Source organism: Microbacterium keratanolyticum (assembly GCF_016907255.1).
GTDB classification, from domain to species: Bacteria; Actinomycetota; Actinomycetes; order Actinomycetales; family Microbacteriaceae; genus Microbacterium; species Microbacterium keratanolyticum.
The window spans coordinates 2,317,277-2,337,185 of record NZ_JAFBBQ010000001.1 but is presented as its reverse complement, the minus strand read 5'-3'; the positions used below and the strand labels follow the sequence as shown (position 1 = coordinate 2,337,185).

At 67.4% G+C, this 19,909-nt stretch carries 21 protein-coding genes and 1 tRNA gene; 11 read left to right on the top strand and 11 right to left on the bottom strand.

The window, feature by feature from the left end:
* Window positions 1-105: 105 nt before the first annotated feature.
* From JOD62_RS11295 to JOD62_RS11285, 3 genes are all read right to left on the bottom strand, one after another.
* Window positions 106-603 (bottom strand): HNH endonuclease, encoded by a 498-nt coding sequence (locus JOD62_RS11295; RefSeq protein WP_204939374.1) that lies wholly within the window; start codon window positions 601-603, stop codon window positions 106-108.
* A 308-nt stretch (window positions 604-911) separates the two neighbouring features.
* Window positions 912-1,784, bottom strand: coding sequence for a M23 family metallopeptidase (locus JOD62_RS11290; protein WP_239526649.1), 873 nt, complete (start codon window positions 1,782-1,784; stop codon window positions 912-914).
* Window positions 1,785-2,034: 250 nt separating this feature from the next.
* Complete coding sequence (locus JOD62_RS11285; RefSeq protein ID WP_204939373.1) at window positions 2,035-2,742, bottom strand: metal-dependent transcriptional regulator; 708 nt, start codon at window positions 2,740-2,742, stop codon at window positions 2,035-2,037.
* A 100-nt stretch (window positions 2,743-2,842) separates the two neighbouring features.
* On the opposite strand from JOD62_RS11285, the gene serC reads away from it, so the two are divergent.
* The gene (gene serC / locus JOD62_RS11280; protein WP_204939372.1) at window positions 2,843-3,955 is read left to right on the top strand and encodes a phosphoserine transaminase; all 1,113 of its coding nucleotides are present in this window, start codon (window positions 2,843-2,845) and stop codon (window positions 3,953-3,955) included.
* Window positions 3,956-4,039: 84 nt separating this feature from the next.
* On the opposite strand, the gene JOD62_RS11275 is transcribed toward serC, so the two are convergent.
* Window positions 4,040-4,615 carry a DUF3027 domain-containing protein gene (locus tag JOD62_RS11275; protein ID WP_204939371.1) on the bottom strand — a complete coding sequence of 192 codons (576 nt, stop codon included), beginning with the start codon at window positions 4,613-4,615 and terminating at the stop codon, window positions 4,040-4,042.
* On the bottom strand, window positions 4,599-4,979 hold the full coding sequence (locus JOD62_RS11270) for a cold-shock protein (RefSeq protein WP_204939370.1): 381 nt from the start codon (window positions 4,977-4,979) through the stop codon (window positions 4,599-4,601). Before JOD62_RS11270 ends, JOD62_RS11275 begins: the two co-directional genes overlap by 17 nt.
* Window positions 4,980-5,094: 115 nt before the next feature.
* Between JOD62_RS11270 and JOD62_RS11265 the strand changes: the two genes are divergently transcribed.
* The 6 genes from JOD62_RS11265 (at window position 5,095) to JOD62_RS11240 (ending at window position 11,872) form a co-directional block, all read left to right on the top strand.
* Window positions 5,095-5,370, top strand: a complete 276-nt coding sequence (locus JOD62_RS11265) for a multidrug ABC transporter ATPase (RefSeq protein WP_204939369.1) — start codon at window positions 5,095-5,097, stop codon at window positions 5,368-5,370.
* Window positions 5,371-5,395: 25 nt separating this feature from the next.
* On the top strand, window positions 5,396-7,126 hold the full coding sequence (locus JOD62_RS11260; protein WP_204939368.1) for a helicase-associated domain-containing protein: 1,731 nt from the start codon (window positions 5,396-5,398) through the stop codon (window positions 7,124-7,126).
* Window positions 7,127-7,162: 36 nt separating this feature from the next.
* Complete coding sequence (locus tag JOD62_RS11255; protein WP_204939367.1) at window positions 7,163-8,806, top strand: DNA repair helicase XPB; 1,644 nt, start codon at window positions 7,163-7,165, stop codon at window positions 8,804-8,806.
* Window positions 8,807-9,059: 253 nt separating this feature from the next.
* Window positions 9,060-9,752 (top strand): response regulator transcription factor, encoded by a 693-nt coding sequence (locus tag JOD62_RS11250; protein WP_204939366.1) that lies wholly within the window; start codon window positions 9,060-9,062, stop codon window positions 9,750-9,752.
* 2 nt (window positions 9,753-9,754) lie between these two features.
* Complete coding sequence (locus JOD62_RS11245) at window positions 9,755-11,464, top strand: sensor histidine kinase (RefSeq protein WP_204939365.1); 1,710 nt, start codon at window positions 9,755-9,757, stop codon at window positions 11,462-11,464.
* Window positions 11,465-11,584: 120 nt separating this feature from the next.
* Window positions 11,585-11,872, top strand: coding sequence for a WXG100 family type VII secretion target (locus JOD62_RS11240; RefSeq protein ID WP_204939364.1), 288 nt, complete (start codon window positions 11,585-11,587; stop codon window positions 11,870-11,872).
* A 92-nt stretch (window positions 11,873-11,964) separates the two neighbouring features.
* On the opposite strand, the gene groL is transcribed toward JOD62_RS11240, so the two are convergent.
* The 3 genes from groL to JOD62_RS11225 all read right to left on the bottom strand — a co-directional run bounded on the left by groL (window position 11,965) and on the right by JOD62_RS11225 (window position 14,616).
* Window positions 11,965-13,584, bottom strand: a complete 1,620-nt coding sequence (groL, locus tag JOD62_RS11235; RefSeq protein ID WP_204939363.1) for a chaperonin GroEL — start codon at window positions 13,582-13,584, stop codon at window positions 11,965-11,967.
* Window positions 13,585-13,715: 131 nt separating this feature from the next.
* Entirely contained in the window at window positions 13,716-14,312 is a 597-nt protein-coding gene (locus JOD62_RS11230; RefSeq protein WP_271171517.1) for a LytR C-terminal domain-containing protein, read from the bottom strand.
* A gap of 46 nt (window positions 14,313-14,358) precedes the next feature.
* Window positions 14,359-14,616, bottom strand: a complete 258-nt coding sequence (locus tag JOD62_RS11225) for a DUF3263 domain-containing protein (RefSeq protein WP_204939362.1) — start codon at window positions 14,614-14,616, stop codon at window positions 14,359-14,361.
* 113 nt (window positions 14,617-14,729) lie between these two features.
* Here JOD62_RS11225 and msrB point away from each other — a divergent pair, with 113 nt between their 5' ends.
* Together msrB and JOD62_RS11215 are read left to right on the top strand one after the other, a co-directional pair.
* Window positions 14,730-15,143 carry a peptide-methionine (R)-S-oxide reductase MsrB gene (gene msrB, locus JOD62_RS11220; protein WP_204939361.1) on the top strand — a complete coding sequence of 138 codons (414 nt, stop codon included), beginning with the start codon at window positions 14,730-14,732 and terminating at the stop codon, window positions 15,141-15,143.
* Entirely contained in the window at window positions 15,140-15,775 is a 636-nt protein-coding gene (locus tag JOD62_RS11215; protein ID WP_204939360.1) for a nitroreductase family protein, read from the top strand. The genes msrB and JOD62_RS11215 overlap by 4 nt, the downstream gene beginning before the upstream one ends.
* Here JOD62_RS11215 and JOD62_RS11210 read toward each other — a convergent pair.
* Entirely contained in the window at window positions 15,772-16,719 is a 948-nt protein-coding gene (locus tag JOD62_RS11210; protein WP_307818805.1) for a DMT family transporter, read from the bottom strand. The two genes, JOD62_RS11215 and JOD62_RS11210, sit on opposite strands and share 4 nt — an antisense overlap.
* Window positions 16,720-16,787: 68 nt before the next feature.
* Here JOD62_RS11210 and JOD62_RS11205 point away from each other — a divergent pair, with 68 nt between their 5' ends.
* Window positions 16,788-17,435 (top strand): SOS response-associated peptidase family protein, encoded by a 648-nt coding sequence (locus JOD62_RS11205; protein WP_204939359.1) that lies wholly within the window; start codon window positions 16,788-16,790, stop codon window positions 17,433-17,435.
* Window positions 17,436-17,482: 47 nt separating this feature from the next.
* Here JOD62_RS11205 and JOD62_RS11200 read toward each other — a convergent pair.
* Window positions 17,483-17,555 (bottom strand) — tRNA-Thr (locus tag JOD62_RS11200).
* 54 nt (window positions 17,556-17,609) lie between these two features.
* On the bottom strand, window positions 17,610-18,557 hold the full coding sequence (locus JOD62_RS11195) for a DsbA family protein (RefSeq protein ID WP_204939358.1): 948 nt from the start codon (window positions 18,555-18,557) through the stop codon (window positions 17,610-17,612).
* Window positions 18,558-18,767: 210 nt separating this feature from the next.
* On the opposite strand from JOD62_RS11195, the gene JOD62_RS11190 reads away from it, so the two are divergent.
* The gene (locus JOD62_RS11190) at window positions 18,768-19,871 is read left to right on the top strand and encodes an ABC transporter ATP-binding protein (RefSeq protein WP_204939357.1); all 1,104 of its coding nucleotides are present in this window, start codon (window positions 18,768-18,770) and stop codon (window positions 19,869-19,871) included.
* The last annotated feature ends 38 nt before the right edge of the window (window positions 19,872-19,909 follow it).

Here is a 19,909-nt window from a genome sequence, read left to right as displayed (position 1 = left end):
GTTTCCGGCACCCCGCGTGACGCGCTTCCCCCTACGGGACCATTCGCCTGTCATCCTTTGGACGGACAGCACGGCCCGAGCATCGGCCTTCTGGCCAGATTGTCTCTAGGCTGCGAGCCCCAGGTACGGTGCCCACTGCGGGTCACCACGCTCGGTGCCGCGCACCGTCCAGGCGGCGCCGTGCGGGGCACGCGGCGCCATCCGCAGCTCCCACCCCATCTCCTGGGGCGTCCTGTCGCTCTTGGTGTTGTTGCACCGAAGGCAGCAGGCGACGAGATTCTCCCAGGAGTCCTGCCCGCCGCGCGAGCGCGGCAGCACATGATCGATGGTCGATGCCGGCTTCGCGCAGTACCCGCATCGGTGATTGTCGCGCCGCAGCACCCCTCGTCGCGTCACCGGGACCCGTCTCGCCTGCGGAATGCGCACGTAGCGGGTCAGGAGAATCACCGCGGGACGCTCGTACACCGCGCGCGTGGTCCAGACCGGATCGCCGATGACGCTTTCGATCACCGACGCCTTCTCATTCATGACGAGAACGAGCGCGCGCTTGAACGACACGATCGCGAGGGGCTCATAGCCCGCGTTGAGCACGAGTGTGCGCATCCTGCATCCCTTCGATCCGCCGGGACGGCTTCCCGGCACTCTCGACTTCTCTGCCGCCGCGCAGCGCGAAGGGACCTGCAGGGACGAAAAAAGGCGCTGTCTCTAAGACAGCGCCTTTCTGCACGGTGACACCGTGAAAGTCCTGCATGCAATGCTGCAGAGCGAAGTGTCCGAGTGCATCCGTGGTTCGGATGCCCGGTATTCGCTCCATCAGCTTCCTCCGTCCTGACGACGACGGAATCAGGCTAGCTCATCCTCGTGGGAGATGGATGAATCTGAGATGAACGTGTCCGCCTCGACGGGGCGGATCAGCCGGCGTTCGCCGCGAGCCAGGAAGCCGGGTCGACGATGCCGTCGCCGATGTGCACCTCGAAGTGCAGGTGCGAACCGTAGGAGTTGCCGGTGTTGCCGACGACGCCGATCAGCTGACCCGCCGAGACCGTCTCTCCGGCGCTGACAAGGCGGCTGCCGTAGTCCATGTGACCGTAGAGCGTCGAGACCGACTGTCCGCCGATGACGTGGTCGATCACGATCGCGACGCCGTAGCCGTAGTAGCCCTCGCTGGACACGCGGACGACGCCGGAAGCGGCAGCGAACATCGGGGTTCCGGTCGGGGCGAGCATGTCCCAGCCCTGGTGGCCGCGGCCCGAACCCGGGCCCTCTCCGGACGTGAAGGATCCCTGAGCGAGCGGGTACCGAACCTCACCCGAGCCGGGAGCGACCATCGACAGATCGATGCCGGCCAGCGAGGCCCCGCCGGAGCTGGCCACTGCGGCCGCACGGGCGGCAGCGGCCGCTTCTGCCTTCGCCTTCTCGATCTCCTCCGGAGTGGTGGCGCTGAACGTGCCCATGTCGAGGGGAGCGGCCGTGGCCTCGGAAGCGACGACGATGGACTGGGCGTCCTCCGCCGCGAGCTGCTGCAGCGTTGCAGGGGCGGCATCGCTCGGCTTGCTGGCTGCGAAGGCCGGCAGGGCGATGGCCGTGACGAGAGCGCCGACGGCACCGAAGATCGCGATCGAGCGCAAGGGCTTGACCAGCGAACGACCGCTGGGACGCGACGCCTTCGTCTCACGCAGGATGGCCACGCCCTTGGCGCGACTCCGACGGGTGACTCCGCGGTTCTGCGTGTTCTCGATATTTGGGTTGTCGTCGTTCTCGGGCGTTGCGATCTCTACAGCCAAAGCTGGTCCTCCAGCACCTCAGCGCTCGGGTTGCGCAGGCTCGTCACTCGTTTCTCTGGGCACGCGTGATCTTCGGGCACGATGTGCGTTGGTCTCCGTAATGGTGACGAGCCGGTGAGGCAACCATCACGGTGATCATCAACTGGCTTCTCGCTGATGACGGTTTGACGTTACCGGAAGATAACGTTTATGTCACCCTCAGAACCTGACAATCCGCGCAGAACGCCGAAAAGCCGCGGAATCACGCGGATTATTGGGCGTCGGGAATCGCCACGAGGAAGATGTGAGAAGCGAGCTCGACGGGAAGCTCGAGGCCCTCGTCCTGGCCGTCCATCTCGATCAGCACGTAGCCCTCGCTGAAGCGGTACGAGCCGTGGGCGCCGGGAACGACGCCGGCCTCGCGCAGCTGCTGCAGCAGCTCGGGATCGACCTGCGCCGGCTCGGCGAGGCGTCGGACAGTCCCCTCGATGGGTCCGTCCGCGTCCTTCAGCTTCACCACGAGACCGACGACACCCTCATCGAACGTGCGGGCGGTGGCGCTGCCCAGCTGGTCGAGGCCGGGGATCGGGTTGCCGTACGGCGACTCCGTGGGGTGGCCGAGCAGCTCGATGAGGCGCAGCTCCACCTGCTCGCTCATGACGTGCTCCCAGCGGCAGGCCTCTTCATGCACGAACGCCCAGTCGAGGCCGATGACGTCAGAGAGCAGGCGTTCGGCGAGACGGTGCTTGCGCATGACGTCGACGGCCTTGCGGCGACCGGCGTCCGTCAGCTCCAGCGTGCGGTCCTCGGACACGACGACGAGTCCGTCGCGCTCCATGCGGCCGACCGTCTGCGAGACCGTGGGCCCCGAGTGACCGAGTCGCTCGGAGATCCGCGCGCGCAGCGGAATGATGTTCTCCTCCTCGAGCTCGAGGATGGTGCGGAGGTACATCTCCGTGGTGTCGATCAGATCGGTCATCGCGTTCTCCTAGTCACGGGCTTAGGCAAGCCTACATTCTGTGTCACCCTCGGAGGCGCGCGCGGCGGAACGGCCCGCCGCGCTCCCCTAGAATCAAGCCATGGCGATCGAGATTCCCCGCGAACTTCTGCCCGTCGACGGCCGTTTCGGCTGCGGTCCTTCGAAGGTGCGCCCGGCGCAGGTCGAAGCGCTGGCCGCCGTGGGCTCGTCCCTGCTGGGCACATCGCACCGGCAGGCGCCGGTGAAGAACCTGGTGGGAAGCGTGCGGGAGGGGTTCTCGTCGCTGTTCCGACTTCCCGACGGCTATGAGGTCGTGCTCGGCAACGGCGGCTCGACGGCGTTCTGGGATGCGGCCGCATTCGGTCTGATCGAACAGCGCAGCCAGAACCTCGTGTTCGGCGAGTTCGGCGGCAAGTTCGCGAAGGCGGCTGCTGCCCCGTGGCTGACGGGTCCGGATGTCCGCTCCGCCGAGCCCGGCTCGCTGATCGACGCCGAGGTCGTCGAGGGCGTCGACGTGTACGCGTGGCCGCACAACGAGACCTCCACCGGTGTCGCAGCTCCCATCCGCCGCGTGACCACAGACGGCGCGCTGACGGTGATCGACGCAACCAGCGCCGCCGGCGGCATCGACTTCGACGCCACCGAGACCGACGTCTACTACTTCGCCCCCCAGAAGAACCTCGGCTCGGACGGCGGACTGTGGTTCGCGGCCGTCTCCCCCGCCGCAATCGAGCGCATCGAGCGCATCGCCGCGAGCGACCGCTACATCCCGGAGTTCCTCAGCCTGAAGCAGGCGCTCGACAACTCGCGACTCAACCAGACATTGAACACGCCTGCCCTCACGACCCTGCACCTGCTCGACAGCCAGCTGCGGTGGATCAACGACAACGGCGGACTGTCCTGGGCGGCATCGCGCACAGCAGAGTCCTCCCAGGCGCTCTACGACTGGGCTGAGGCCTCGTCGATCGCGACGCCTTTCGTCGCAGATCCTGCACACCGCTCGCAGGTCGTTGTCACGATCGACTTCGACGACTCGGTGGATGCTGCCGCGATCGCCGCCACGCTGCGCGCCAACGGCATCGTCGACACCGAGCCGTACCGCAAGCTCGGCCGCAATCAGCTGCGGATCGCCACGTTCGTCTCGGTGGAGCCCGACGATGTGCGTCAGCTCATCCGCTCCCTCGACTACGTGATCGAGAACAGCGGTTCCTGAACACAGAACTGCCCCGCACGGTGATCCGTGCGGGGCAGTTCTCTTCGAAGGCTGCTTCAGCGTAGCGAAGCCGCCTTCGTGCTGTCACTCTTCTTCGTCGGCGTCGCGGTCGTCGTCATCCGAGTCGTCGTCATCATCCGAGTCGTCTTCGTCTGACTCGTCATCGAGCTCATCGATGTCGACACCGTCGACGTCGCCGGCGTGCAGCTGCCGCTCGTCGCGATCTTCGAGGAAGTCCTCGTCGCCCAGGTCGACGTCATCGAGGTCCGCCTCATCGTCGTCCGCGTCGTCATCGGAATCACCGTCGACTTCAGCCGCCTTGGCCTGCGCGGCGAGCTCTGCGGCGTGCGCGCGGTACTCGGCGAGTCGCTCCGCCCAGGGCACCCACTCGGGCGCGACCAGCGCGCCGTCGCCGGGCAGCAGCTCCGCTTCGAGAACCGTCGGCTCTTCGCCCTCGACGCGCGCGACCGTGACTGTCCAGAACCAGCCGGGGTATCCGGGCAGGCGGTTCTCGAACCGCAGCGACACCGAGCCGTCGTCCTCGACGAGGTAGCCCGCGGGCGGGCCCACCGTCGTCGCGGGCGTGATCTCGTGTAGCGCTGCGAGCGCGAGATCACGCGCGTTGATCAGACGCTCGTCGGCGTCAGGCGTCGAGGTCATCAGCAACCTTCCGCAGCACGGCTGCGATCTTGTGTCCCTGACTCGACGAGGGGTAGCGGCCGCGGCGCATGTCGCCGCCGATCGTGTCGAGGAGCTTCACGAGATCTTCGATGATGATCGCCATGTCATCGGCGGACTTGCGCTTCGCCTTCGCGAGGCTCGGCGGAGCGTCCAGCACGCGCACGGACAGTGCCTGGAGTCCGCGCTTGCCGTCGGCGACGCCGAATTCCACCCGAGCGCCCTGCTTGACAGTGGCGCCGGCGGGGAGGGCAGAGGCGTGCAGGAAGACGTCCTGGCCTTCATCGGAGGCGATGAAGCCGAACCCCTTCTCGTCGTCGTAGAACCTGACCTTGCCGGTGGGCATGGAGAACCTCGCTGGATGTGCAATCGACCCGAGGGTCGAGGTGGAAAAACAGAGTGCGGATGCCGGGCATGCGCGCATCCAGCCTACCGCCCAGGGAGCGGCTAGGCTGGGAGAGATGAGCGCCCCGAAGAACTCCCCTGAGGTTCCGATCCGTCGGCTCGACCGATTCCTGGCTGTGACGGCATTGGGCCTTGCCACGGCGGCTGTGCTCTGCTTCTTCACGATCATCATCGCCTCCGCGATGGGAATGTCACAGGAGGACTTCTCGGTCGGCATGTGGCCGCTCGTCGGAGCCATCCCCCTGTGGGGCCTCCCGCTGGCCATGGTCATGATCCTGACTCTCCTCATCACGAGCTTCGTCCGGAGAGGACGCGCGGCGCGACGCTCCTGACGGAGCCCGTCGAGCACGTCACTCCATGAGCACGCACGCGCGCCCCCTGGCCGACTGGCTCGCCGCGCAGAGCGATGATGCCCTCGCCGTGCTCTTCACGCGTCGCGGCATCTCGGCGCAGGTCTCCTGGCATGACTTCTTCGATGCGGCGGAGTCTCTGCTGGAACCCGCCGCGATCGAGCGGTTCCTCCCCCGACTGACCCGCGCGGAAGCACAGGCACTGCTTGAGTCGTCGTCCTCCCGGGCCGACGCAGACTCACGGGCTGCCGGAGACGACCTTCTCGCACGCACCGCGCTCCTGCGCAGCGACGGCACCCCCTACCCTGAGGTCGCCGACGCTCTCGCGACGCGCCAGCTTGAACCCGCCGCTGCGGAGCATCCGGTGGCGCCGTCGACCGACATCGATGCCGCCCATGCCGCCGAGCGCGCTTTCACGGTGGTCCTCGCTCTCGCCGATGTCCTGCTCACGGCCGCGGAGACACCACTTGCCCTGCTCAGCACCGGCGCACTCAGCGCGACGGAGCGTCGGCGGCTCGCAGAGCGGAGCATCCTGGACGATACGGCCGATCTGGATGCGCTCATCTCCTTCGCGCTCGATGCGGGTCTGCTGCACGCCTCCGGCCGCACGCTGACCCTCACCGCTCGAGGCGACACCTGGCTTCGCCTGCCCGGCATCGAACGCTGGGCCGCTCTCGCCGAGAGCTTCCGCACGCACCTCGCTCCCGCCCTTCGCACGTCGAGCGGCGGATGGATCGCCCCCTCGCTGTGGGCCGATGCCCATCCCTGGGATCCGAACTGGCCCGCCGTCAGCGCCGAGCTCGAGCATCGCGCCGCGCTCCTCGGTCTGACGACCGCGTCCGGCGAGCCCGCGTGGGCACGCCCCCTGCGCCTCACGGGCACCGCCGACGTGGACGCCCTGCGGACGCTGCTTCCCGTCGAGGTCGATCGCATCTTCCTGCAGAACGATCTGACGGCGATCGCTCCGGGGCCGCTGGTTCCGGCAATGGACCTCCGCCTGCGTCGCCTCGCGCACCGCGAGTCGGCGACGCAGGCCTCGTCGTACCGCTTCACCGCAGAGTCTCTGACACTCGCCTTCGCCGAGGGCGAGACGGAAGAGAGCGTGCTGGCGTTTCTGGATCAGATCTCGCTCACCGGCGTCCCGCAGCCGCTGCGCTACCTGGTCGCGCAGTCCGCGCAGCGCCACGGGCTCATCCGCGTGGCCACGGATCCCGACACAGGACGCACCACGGTCGCGAGCTCCGATCCGCACCTCATCGACACGATGGGCGTCGACCAGAGCCTGCGGCCGCTCGGGCTCGTCCGCGAGGGCGATCACCTCACGACCAAGGTCGGGCGTGACACAGTCTTCTGGGCGCTGACCGACGCGCGCTATCCGGCATCCGCGGTCGACGCCGAAGGAAACGACACGCGCGCACTGCGCACACGCATCACCGAGACGCCTCCCATCGACTCACCCGACGCCGATGAGCGCTTCGCAGAGCTCATCGCGCGGCTGCGGGCCGCACAGGGTGCGGATGCGGATGCGGCCTGGCTCGATCGCGAACTCGAGAACGCCGTGCGACGCCGCGCAGCACTCATCGTCGAAGTCGGCATGCCGGACGGGTCCACGCGCGAACTCACGCTCGAAGTCACCGGCCTTGGCGGCGGTCGCCTGCGAGGCCGCGACCGCGCGGCCGATGTCGAGCGCACACTGCCGGTGCGCAGCATCCGCTCCACACGACCTGCTGAAGACTGACGCCCTCCCCGACGGAGGCACGTAGAATGGTGGGCTATGTCTGATGGCCCCCTGATCGTCCAGAGCGACCGCACCGTGCTGCTCGAAGTGGCACACTCCGACGCGGAGTCCGCACGCCACGAGCTGGCGATCTTCGCCGAGCTCGAACGGGCACCCGAGCACATCCACACCTACCGCGTCACTCGCCTCGGTCTGTGGAACGCGCGAGCGGCAGGCCACACGGCGGACGACATGCTCGACACCCTGGATCGCTGGTCCCGGTTCCCCGTGCCGCCGAGCGTCTCAATGGACATCCGCGAGACCGTCGACCGCTATGGCCGGCTCGTGATCGAACGCGACGACGAGGGAACGCTCATCCTGCGCTCGTCCGACCCGGCGGTGCTGACGCAGGTCGCACACAACAAGCGCATCTCGCCCCTGCTCATCGGCCACCCGAGCCCCGAGACCTACGTCATCGACGCGTGGGCGCGCGGCCAGATCAAGCAGGAGCTGCTGAAGATCGGCTGGCCCGCGGAAGACCTCGCCGGCTACACCCCCGGCACGCCGCACGACATCGACCTGGCCGAGTCCGGCTGGGAGATGCGCCCGTACCAGCGCCAGGCCGTCGAGGCCTTCGCCAAGGACGGCTCTGGTGTCGTCGTGCTCCCCTGCGGCGCCGGCAAGACCATCGTCGGTGCGGGCGCCATGGCTGCGACCAAGACGACGACGCTGATCCTCGTCACGAACACCGTGTCTGCCCGCCAGTGGCGCGACGAACTCCTCAAGCGCACCTCGCTCACCCCCGAGGAGATCGGCGAGTACTCCGGTCAGGCGAAAGAGGTCAAGCCGGTCACGATCGCGACCTACCAGATCCTCACCGCCAAGAGGAAGGGCGCCTATGCGCACCTCGCGCTCCTGGATGCACTCGACTGGGGTCTCATCGTGTACGACGAGGTGCACCTGCTGCCCGCGCCCGTCTTCAAGCTCACCGCAGACCTGCAGGCACGTCGCCGCGTCGGCCTCACCGCCACACTCGTGCGCGAGGACGGCCGCGAGGGCGACGTCTTCAGCCTGATCGGACCGAAGCGCTTCGACGCCCCCTGGAAGCAGATCGAGGCACAGGGGTACATCTCTCCCGCCGCCTGCTTCGAGGTGCGTGTGGATCTGCCGCCGGACGCGCGCATGGAGTACGCGGCCGCGACCGACGACGAGCGCTATCGCCTCGCCGCATCCGCCCCGCAGAAGATCGGAGCTGTGCGCGATCTCATCGCCAAGCACCCCGGTGAGCGGGTGCTCGTGATCGGCCAGTACCTCGACCAGCTCGACGCGCTGTCCGAAGCGTTGAACGCACCGCAGATCACCGGCGCGACGCCCGTCGACGAACGAGAAGAGCTGTATCAGCAGTTCCGTGACGGCGAGATCGAGCTGCTCGTGGTGTCGAAGGTCGCGAACTTCTCGATCGACCTTCCCGAGGCATCCGTCGCCATCCAGGTGTCGGGTTCCTTCGGGTCCCGTCAGGAGGAGGCGCAGCGACTCGGACGGCTCCTGCGTCCCAAGCAGTCCGGGCACACCGCGAGCTTCTACACGCTCATCGCACGCGACACGGTGGACCAGGACTACGCACAGAACCGACAGCGCTTCCTCGCGGAGCAGGGCTACAGCTACACGATCATGGACGCCGACGAGCTCATCTCGGCGTAGCCTCCGCGCCCGGCCTCATCCCGCACCGCCAGCACGGGCTGGTGCGGTCGTCGAGCATCGCGCCGCACTCGGGGCACACGCGAGACAGCCAGCATGCCGAGTCGCCGATGTCATCATCCATGCGCTGGATGCTACTCCCGCGGGCGTGTCGGCTCGCCGTCATCGCCCCGGCATGCCCCTCCGGAACTGATGGATTCGCGCAACGTCACACGGAGTTCAGCCGTTACAGGGCGGAAGTCACCATAATGGGGTCATGACTGAAGCGCGCATCCTGGTCGTCGACGACGAGCCCAACATCCGCGACCTGCTCTCCACGGGCCTGAGCTTTGCCGGATTCACGGTGAAGACGGTCGGCAACGGCGCGGCCACGATCTCGGCCGTTCTCGAAGAAGAACCCGACCTCATCATCCTCGATGTCATGCTGCCCGACATGAACGGCTTCAGCGTGACCAAGCGTCTCCGCGGCGCGGGCTTCACCGCCCCCATCCTGTTCCTCACCGCGAAGGACGACACAGAAGACAAGATCGAGGGTCTCAACGCCGGCGGCGACGACTACGTCACCAAGCCGTTCAGCCTCGATGAGATCGTCGCCCGCGCGCAGGCGATTCTTCGTCGCACGATGCAGGCCGACGAAGAGTCGATGATCCGCGCCGGTGAGCTCTCCATGGATCAGGACACGCACGACGTGCAGGTCGGGTCGACGTCGATCGAACTGAGCCCGACCGAGTTCAAGCTGCTGCGCTACCTGATGCTGAACCCCAATCGGGTGCTTTCGAAGGCGCAGATCCTCGACCACGTCTGGGAGTACGACTTCAACGGTGACGCCGGCATCGTCGAGAGCTACATCTCCTACCTCCGTCGCAAGATCGACCCGCACACGGAAGAGCCGGTCATCCAGACCAAGCGCGGCTTCGGCTACATGCTCAAGGTGGGCAAGTCAGCCTGAGCATGTCCTCCCAGCCCGATGCCGTCACCCGCTGGTGGCGGCGCATCAGCCTCCGTGCGAAGGTCACCGGTGTGACGGTCGCTGTTCTCGCCCTCGGGTTGATCGTCACGGGAATCGGCACCGTGCCGATCCTGCGCTCCTCTTTGATCAACAACGTGGAGACGCAGGTCGCGTCGATCGCGGCCGGTGATCGCGCGGAACGCTTCTTCACGATCGAGGGTGACGGCGCTGGTGGTCTCACCGCGACGGCGTCGCCGAACGCTCCGCGGTTCGCCGACGACTTCGTCGCCATCTACGACGCGCAGGGCGTGCTCCGGGCGACCGCCGGCGGACCCGCGGGCGCCGAGCTACCGATCTTCCCGACGACGTACACGCTCGCGCAGGCGAGCGTCGATGCGGAACGCGGCAAGATCCATGTGCTCGAGGGCACGGACGGCACCGAGTTCCGCGCGGCAGTGGCGGTTCGGGAGACGCTGGGATCCAACGTCACGTACACCCAGATGTCGGCGATGTCCTTGACCGAGGTCGACCACATCATCGGCACCTACTTCGGGGTGTTCACGACGATCGCGCTCATCACGATCCTTGTAGCCGCTCTGCTCACGCGCGGGCTCGTCACGCTCACGTTCCGCCGTCTGGGTCAGGTCGAATCCACCGCGATGTCGATCGCAGCGGGCGACTTCAGCCAGCGCCTGACCGACCTTGAACCCACCACAGAGGTGGGGCGTCTCAACGCCGCGATCAACACGATGCTCGACAGGCTGGATCGCTCGATCGCGCAACGCGAGCGGACCGTGCAGCACATGCGTCGATTCATCGGTGACGCCAGCCACGAACTGCGCACTCCGCTCGTCAGCGTGCGCGGCTATGCAGAGCTGTACCGGATGGGCGCGATTCGCGGCGAGGAGGACACGGCCCGAGCGATGGAGCGCATCGAGAAGGAGGCCGTGCGAATGGGTGTCCTCGTCGAAGATCTTCTCGCTCTCGCGCGTCTCGACGAACAGCGTCCCCTCACGATCGCTCCGCTCGATCTGCGGCCGCTGGCCAATGATGCCGCACTCGATGTCCGGGCGGCCTCACCCGGACGCACCGTGACGGTGATCGACACGACAGCCGACACGGCACCTCTCCCGCCCTCGGACCCCGTGCTGAGCCCGGAGCGGCCCGTCGGCCCGGTCCCGCCGCGCACGCGCCCCGGCAATGCGCTCGGCCGTCTCCTGCGTCGCCCTCGTGAGACTCCCGCGGTTCCGACGATCGACTTCTCGGAGGCGGAGGTCGTACCGGTGCTGACACCGCCGATCATCCTCGGCGAGGAGAACAAGGTGCGTCAGGTGATCGCGAACCTGCTCGGCAATGCCCGCCGGTTCTCCCCCGAGGAGTCGCCGATCGAGATCGTACTCGGCGCGGACCGCCGTGCCGGCATCGGCTGGGTCTCGGTCGTCGACCACGGCGAGGGCATCCCCGAGCAGATCCGTGAGCAGATCTTCCAGCGCTTCTGGCGGGCGGACAACTCGCGAGCCCGTGAGACGGGCGGCTCCGGTCTGGGCCTGGCGATCGTCGCATCGATCGTGCACGCCCTGAACGGCTCCGTGCAGGTCGATGAGACCCCCGGCGGAGGTGCGACCTTCCGGGTCTCGTTCCCGCTCGCACCGCTCGCGACGGCGAGCCATCTCTACGAGGACACCCAGCCGCTGGCCCCGCTCATCCGCTGACGGTGATCAGCGTTTCCTGCACAGCCAGCGTTCTGCAGAGGCTCTGCACGGCTGGCGTGCGCACTGCGCGCGCCGCTGAAGGACGTCCGTAGCGTCGAGGTACTTGCGAAAGGAGTACCCATGACCGTCTTCACCGTCGACACCGATGCCGTCATCGCCACTACCAACTCGGTGCGAGGCACCTCCGACCGGATGCAGGCCGAATCCACCGCCATGATGGCGCAGCTCACACAGTTGCAGAGCTCCTGGACCGGAACCGCCGCCAACGCCTTCCAGGCGTGCGTCGAGGAGTGGCGGGGCGCCCAGGCGCACCTGGAGCAGGCGCTCGCGTCGATCAGCGTGGCGATGGCGAACGCGGCCACGCAGTACGCGGATGCCGATCAGTACTCAGCGGGACTCTTCCGCTGAGGGATGGAGCGCGCACTCTCCGCGCGCACGAAGAAGGGCCCCGGCGCGATGCCGGGGCCCTTCTCGTGTTCAGACCGTGGGTCTGTTCAGACTCAGAAGTCCATGCCACCCGTCGGGTCGCCCATCGGAGCGGCGGCCTTCTCGGGCTTGTCCGCGACGACGACCTCGGTCGTCAGGAACAGCGCAGCGATGGACGCCGCGTTCTGCAGAGCCGAACGCGTGACCTTCGCCGGGTCGATGATGCCCTGTGCGAACAGGTCACCGTACTCGCCCGTGGCGGCGTTGAGGCCGTGGCCGGCAGGAAGCGATGCCACCTTGTGTGCGACGACGCCCGGCTCGAGACCGGCGTTCAGCGCGATCTGCTTGAGCGGAGCCTCGATGCCCACGCGAACGATGTTCGCGCCCGTGGCCTCGTCACCCGTGAGCTCCAGCGCATCCAGCGCCTTGGTGCCCGACTGGATGAGTGCGACGCCACCGCCGGGGACGATGCCCTCTTCGACGGCTGCCTTCGCGTTGCGAACGGCGTCCTCGATGCGGTGCTTGCGCTCCTTGAGCTCGACCTCGGTGGCCGCGCCCGCCTTGATGACGGCGACGCCACCGGCGAGCTTCGCGAGGCGCTCCTGGAGCTTCTCGCGGTCGTAGTCGCTGTCGGTGTTGTCGATCTCACGGCGGATCTGGGTCACGCGACCCTCGATCTGCTCTGCGTCGCCGGCACCCTCGACGATGGTGGTCTCGTCCTTCGTGATGATGACCTTGCGTGCGCGACCGAGCAGGTCGAGCGTGGCGTTCTCGAGCTTGAGGCCGACCTCTTCGGTGATGACCTGGCCGCCCGTGAGGATCGCGATGTCCTGCAGCTGCGCCTTGCGACGGTCGCCGAAGCCCGGAGCCTTGACGGCGGCCGACTTGAAGATGCCCTTGAGCTTGTTGAGCACGAGAGTCGCGAGAGCTTCGCCCTCGACGTCCTCGGCGATGATGACGAGCTCCTTGCCGTCCTGGATCACCTTGTCAACGACGGGCAGAAGGTCCTTGATGTTGGAGATCTTCTGGTTGGCGATCAGGATGTACGGGTCTTCGAAGACCGCTTCCTGGCGCTCGGGGTCGGTGACGAAGTAGGGGTTCAGGTAGCCCTTGTCGAAGCGCATGCCCTCGGTGAGCTCGAGCTCGGTGCCGAAGGTCTGCGACTCCTCGACGGTGACGACGCCTTCCTTGCCGACCTTGTCGATCGCCTCGGCGATGAGCTCGCCGATCGCGGCGTCTGCTGCCGAGATCGATGCGGTCGCGGCGATCTGCTCCTTCGATTCGATCTCCTTCGCGCTGGCGAGGAGCTCGGCGGTGATGGCGGCGACAGCCTTCTCGATTCCGCGCTTGATCGAGATGGGGTCGGCGCCGGCTGCGACGTTGCGCAGTCCTTCGCGCACGAGCGCCTGAGCGAGGACGGTCGCGGTGGTCGTACCGTCACCGGCGACGTCGTCGGTCTTCTTCGCGACCTCCTTGACGAGCTCCGCGCCGATCTTCTCGTACGGGTCGTCGAGCTCGATCTCCTTGGCGATCGAGACACCGTCGTTCGTGATCGTGGGGGCGCCCCACTTCTTCTCGAGAACGACGTTGCGGCCACGCGGGCCGAGCGTCACCTTGACAGCGTCAGCCAGAATGTTCAGGCCGCGCTCGAGGCCGCGACGGGCCTCCTCATCGAAAGCGATGATCTTTGCCATGAGTCTTGTCGTCCCTCCTGGACGTGGAAGTTGAGGATTTAGCACTCACTGATAGCGAGTGCTAATGCCATTCTGGCACTCGACCCTACCGAGTGCAAGCCAACTCCGCTCCTGGCGAAACAGCGCGCGGACTACTCCGCAGGGGCATCCTCCGGGGCCTCTTCCGGGGCCTCCGCGGGCGCCTCGCCCGCACGATCCAGTCCGATCACGACCGTGAGCTGCTTTCCACCCTCGACGACATCGCCCGCATAGACATCGCTCTGCGCGACAGGCACGCCCCCGAGGACCTCGGCGAGTCCGAGCGCCGCGGGGCGGTCCGCATCGGCGACGTAGTAGATCGTCGTCGTCGCGAAGTCCTGGGCGTTCGCATCGCCGGCGATAACCGCAGTCGCCGGCCAGCCTGCGTTCACGATCGTGTCGCGAGTGGTCGCGGCCAGGTTCGGCGTCGTCGTCGCGTTCAGCACCATCACGGAGTACGTCGTGTCGATGACACCGGTCTCCTTGGGCTGCGGGGCAATGGTCTCGACCGCCTGCGGGAACAGCGAGACCTTCCCCATGACGATCATCGCTCCGAAGATTCCGGCGACGACGAGGACGAGGACGGCGACCGCCGACCACAGCAGGACGACAGCGCCGTTCATGCCGGGGTTCTCTGCGCGGTGCGCTCCTACGCGTCCCTGCGTACGCGGGACATCATCGAATCGGTCACGAACTACGGGTGCTGGCACCCCTCGATGCTATCCGCACCGACCTGTACGCGTGACGATCAGACTCTCAGCCGCGGTATCCGGCGCTTCGGGCGACGCGACGCTCGGCGCTCTGCTCCTCGCGTCGGCGCAGGCGACGAACGAGCATCGGGTCGTGCGCCAGGGCACGCTCGGTGAGGATCAAACGTCCGAGGAGCTGGTAGTAGCGGGCGGGCGCAAGCTCCAGATCGACGCGAATCACCTGCTCTTTCGCGCCACTGTGCTGCGGCCAGCGCGCCTCCAGCGCGAGGATCTCACGCTCGCGCTCGCTCAACTCCTCGGTCATGCATCCAGGCTACGGCGGGCGGGTCTCGCATCACCGCAGGCGCGCTCGCGTGGCATCCGCTTGCCCCGACCACGCCGAAATGGGTTGAGAATAGATGCAACACAGGAGGATCCATGTCGTACCGCGTGAACAAGACCGATAGCGAATGGCGCGCCGAGCTGGACGAGTCCAGCTACGCCGTCCTGCGCCAGGCCGCGACCGAGCGTCCCTGGACCGGCGCACTTCTCGACGAAGAGCGCGCAGGCCTCTACGCCTGTGGTGCGTGTGGTGCGGAGCTGTTCCGCAGCGGCACGAAGTTCGATTCCGGATGCGGCTGGCCGAGCTTCTACGAGTCGATCCGACCGGAGGCCGTCGAGCTCATCGAAGACACGACCCTCGGCATGGTGCGCACCGAAGTCCGCTGCGCCGCGTGCGGTTCACACCTCGGCCACGTCTTCCCCGACGGTTTCGGCACACCAACAGGCGACCGCTACTGCATGAACTCGGTTGCGCTGAACTTCCAGCCCGACGCCGCTCCCGAGTCGTGACCGCACTCGACGCGATCCGCGCACGCCAGTCCCGGTCCAAGGTCACCGATGTCGCCCCCTCGCACGAGGATCTCGTCACTCTGGTCGCTGCAGCCGGTCGCGTCGCGGATCACTCCTCGCTGCGCCCGTGGCGTCTGATCGAACTGCGTGGCGACGACCGCCTCGCGCTGGGAGCGGCGATCGCGAAAGCGCAGGGCGACAAGTCTCCCTCGAGCAAGCCCCTGCGCGCGCCGCTGCTGATCGCGGTGGTCGCCAGCTACCGCCCCAGCGAGAAGGTTCCGATGTGGGAGCAGGAGGCTGTCGCATCCGGCGTCGCCCATATGCTCAGCCTGCTGCTTGATGAGGCGGGCTGGGGCGTAATCTGGCGCACAGGCCACTACACCCGCTCGCGGGCTGTCGCGAAGGCGCACGGCCTCGGCAAGAACGAGCAGCTGCTCGGCTGGCTGTACGTGGGCGGAAAGCCCGCGGGAAAGCCCGGCCGACGCAAAGAGGTCAAAGCGCGCGAGCTGATGTCGCGGATGCCCGCGCCGAAGCCGAAGAAGGACGCGGATGCTGCGCACGTCGAGGCGCCCGTGAAGAAGGCCAAGAAGGACAAGAAGAACAATAAGAAGAAGGCGAAGAAGAAGTCCTAGCCGCGGCGACGACGGGGCATCGCCACGAACACGGCCGCGAGCCCGACGAGGACCATCGTGATGATCTGCCATACGGCGGGACCTGCCGCCGCAGGCCAGACGAGGTCGATGATCGCGGACGTCAGCAGCTGACCCAGCACAGAGCCGAGCCCCAGCAGGAGCACACCGATCCTCGCGACGATGAACGTGCCGAGCAGGATGTACACGACACCGATCAGGCCCCCGACGTAGAGCCATGGCTCCGTCGGGAACGGCGCGGGCGGACCCGTGACGACGATGTTCACGATCGCGGCGACCGCGAGCAGAATCGCACCGCCGAAGAAACTGGCGAAGGTCGCCACGATCGGCGACTGCACACGCTGCGCCAGACGCCCGTTGGCGGCGGACTGCCAGGCGATGCCGACGCCGGCGACGAACGGCAGCAGCAGCATCCACAGGGGCGCCTGCGAGAGAACGTCGCCGCCGAGCGAGATCCCCACCGCGACGAGCACGAGAGCGCCGCCGATGACCCGGCCGGGTGTCACGGCGACGACACCGGCCGGCCCGAAGCCGATGCGATCGAGCACGAGGCCGTGCAGAGTCTGACCGGCAACCACGCCGACGGTGAAGAGCGCGACGCCGAGAGCGCCGGCAACCAGCCCCTGCGTCGAGACGGTGAGCGCACCGCAGGCGCCGCCGAGGAGCATCCAGAACGGGATGCTGCGCGTGCGCAACCCGTACCACAGTGCGGCGACTCCGCGTCGCGCACGCGGCATGAGTGGCAGGAGAACGACGAGCGCGATCAGGCCGACGCTGAAGGAGACGAAACCGGCGAGGATCCCATCGTCGAGCGTGACGCCCAGGACGCCATTGATCCGCGCCTGTATGGCCGTCATCACGCCGATCGACACCGCACTGCCGACCGCGACGATCGTGGGCATGCGGGCGGCGGAGTTCTCGGTCACTCGTCCAAGGCTACCGCCGGTCGCGGCATGTCCTGTCGGATGTCGGCGCCCGCGCGTACTCTGACGTCATGTGCGCGAGCTATGGGCTGGATCCCCGCTACAACGACGAGGAGTACCGCGCTGCCCTCGAGGCGAACATGCTCGAGGGCCTGCGTGCCTGGTCACGCGAGAACGCGGGCGAGGTCCTTCTCCCGACGGGCAAGAACCGCCGCAACCTGAATCCGATCATCCGCGGCTCCGATCGTTGGGAGCTCGGCTGGTGGGGGTACCTCGTGAACGGCGCACCCGCAGGCTTCGCGTCCATCAACACGCGCTCCGAGCGACTGGCATCCGCACGCGGGGCCCTTCCCGAGCGCGCGATCGTTCCCGCGTCGTACTGGCGTGAGATGCAGAAGCCCTCGCGCATCTGGCAGCACTTCGCACTCCCCGGCGACGAGATGCTCGGCCTCGCCGCCGTCACGCGCCCGGGTCGCACCGCAGACGGGCTGGAGGTCACCTGCTTCAGCATCGTGATGGAAGACGCCAGAGACCGCGTCCGCGAGATCCATGACCGGATGCCCCTGCTCATCCCCGCGGGCTTCGCCGAGGAGTGGCTCTCCAGCGATGCCCCCGCAGGCGAGCTGATCAGCGCCGCCGCCGGGGCATCCGCCGGCGTGGCGTCACGCATCGAAGTGCAGCCGCAGCGACCGCAGCAGCAGAACCACACTCTGTTCTGACGAGAATCTCCCTCGCTCTTCGCAGAGAACGAGGGAGATCCTTGAGGTGCCGACTACAGGACTTGAACCTGCAACCCCCGTATTACAAGTACGGTGCGCTACCAATTGCGCCAAGTCGGCGAGACCGTCCGCTCCGATTCCGGTGCGGGGTCGTCCCCAGTCTACGGGGCAGATTCAGCTCGCCGGAACCGTCTCGGTCGGAGTCGGGGTCGGCGTGGGAGTCGGCGTGGAGAAGTACGCATCGCTGGCGATGTCCTGCACGAACTGCGAGAACTCCGCCGGGTCGTCGAGCGCGCCCACGTAGGCGCGGCCGTTCACGACGATCGTCGGGGCGCCGTTCAGAACGAGATCCTTTGATCCGGGCAGCGGCCCCTCGAGCGCACGGGCCGTGGCGTCCTTCGCCCAGGAGGCGAAGTCCTTGCCCTGAATGCAGGCACGCACGTCCTTCGGTCGTTCCACTCCGACGGCGACCGCGATGTCCGCCAGCTCTTCATCGCTCTTTCCGGCGGTGTCGAGTTCCGGCTGGCTGAGCAGCAGCTCGTGGTTGTACGCGGCGAACTTGTCGTTCGACAACGAGGCCACGCAGGCCGAGGCCGCAGCCGCACGCAGTGAGTACTTGGTACCGCTGGAGTTGGCCGTCAGGAGAGCGACCGGGTGGTACGCGACGGTCGCCGCGCCCTGGTCGATCCAGCTCGCCAGCTGGCGCGCGTTGGCGCGCTCGAACTGACCGGCACCCGGCGAGAGGTAGTCCACATACACGTGGATGTCGACCGCACCCGCGGCCACCGTCGGCAACGCCGTGGGAGCGGGCGTGGCAGTCGCGTCATCCGGAGTCGGCGTCGCGGGGATCTCACCCGTGTCTTCCGCGCTGACCGCGCGGAGCACGACGCCGTCGTCCTTCATGTTTGAAGGTGTGAGCTCGGGCTTGGACGCCGAGGAGCTGACGGCCCACACAACCCCGGCCGCGATGCCACCGACAACGAGCACCGCCACGACCCCGAGCACCGAGCGTCGGATGACGCGGGCTCTGGACTGCTGGGCATGCACCTGCTGGGCCTTTTCCCGGACCGCCTCGCGCGAATTGCGGGTGGTGGGGACGTTCGGCGTCTCGTCGCTCGACATCGTTCCTCTTGAGAGTTTGCGGGGATGGGTTTCCCCCGGTGGATTGCGCGAAGCAATAGATCGATGTTAACGAGACAGGCTGAGAAATTCCCAGACACGGCCGGTCATGCCATACTGAACCTGGCCCAAAGACGGGCCACGGCGGATCGCACCGCCGCTTCCATCACGAAGGATCGCCCGGCACGTACCGCCGGTGAAGGAGAAAATGCCATGGCATCTGTCACTTTTGACGACGCAACCCGCCTGTACCCCGGCGGCACCCGCCCGGCTGTCGACAAGCTGAACCTCGAAGTAGGCGACGGCGAGTTCCTCGTCCTGGTCGGCCCCTCCGGCTGCGGTAAGTCCACCTCGCTGCGTATGCTCGCCGGCCTCGAAGAGGTCAACGCCGGACGCATCCTCATCGGCGACCGCGACGTCACGGACGTTCCGCCGAAGGACCGCGACATCGCCATGGTCTTCCAGAACTACGCGCTGTACCCGCACATGACGGTCGCCGAGAACATGGGCTTCGCCCTGAAGATCGCCGGCGTCAACAAGGACGAGCGTGCCGCTCGCGTGCTCGAGGCCGCGAAGCTCCTCGACCTCGAGGACTACCTGACCCGCAAGCCGAAGGCCCTCTCGGGTGGTCAGCGTCAGCGCGTCGCCATGGGGCGCGCGATCGTGCGTCAGCCCCAGGTGTTCCTCATGGACGAGCCGCTGTCGAACCTCGACGCGAAGCTCCGTGTCCAGACCCGTACGCAGATCGCGTCGCTCCAGCGCCGCCTGGGCGTCACCACGGTCTACGTCACGCACGACCAGACCGAGGCGCTCACCATGGGTGACCGCATCGCCGTGCTCAAGGACGGTCTGCTGCAGCAGGTCGGCACCCCGCGCGACCTGTACGAGAAGCCGGAGAATGTCTTCGTCGCCGGCTTCATCGGCTCCCCCGCGATGAACCTCTTCACGGCTGACCTCGTCGACGGCGGCGTGCAGTTCGGCTCGGAGGTCGTCCCGCTCGACCGCGACACGGTCGGCCGCGCGAGCGGTTCGCAGGTCACGATCGGTGTGCGTCCGGAGGACATCACGGTCGGCCCCGCCGACGGCAAGGGCCTCTCGGTCACGGTCGACCTCGTCGAGGAGCTCGGCGCCGACGGATACCTCTACGGTCACGCAGAGGTCGCCGGCAAGCGCACCGAGATCGTCGCACGTGTCGACGGCCGTAACCACCCGAACGCGGGCGAGACGGTCACGCTGGCCGCGAACCCGGGTCACGTGCACGCGTTCGACCTGGAGTCGGGCAGCCGCCTGAACGCCGCGCCGATCGTTTCGGCGTAATTCTCGCGGAGCGCGGCACGGGCAGACTTCGGTCTCCC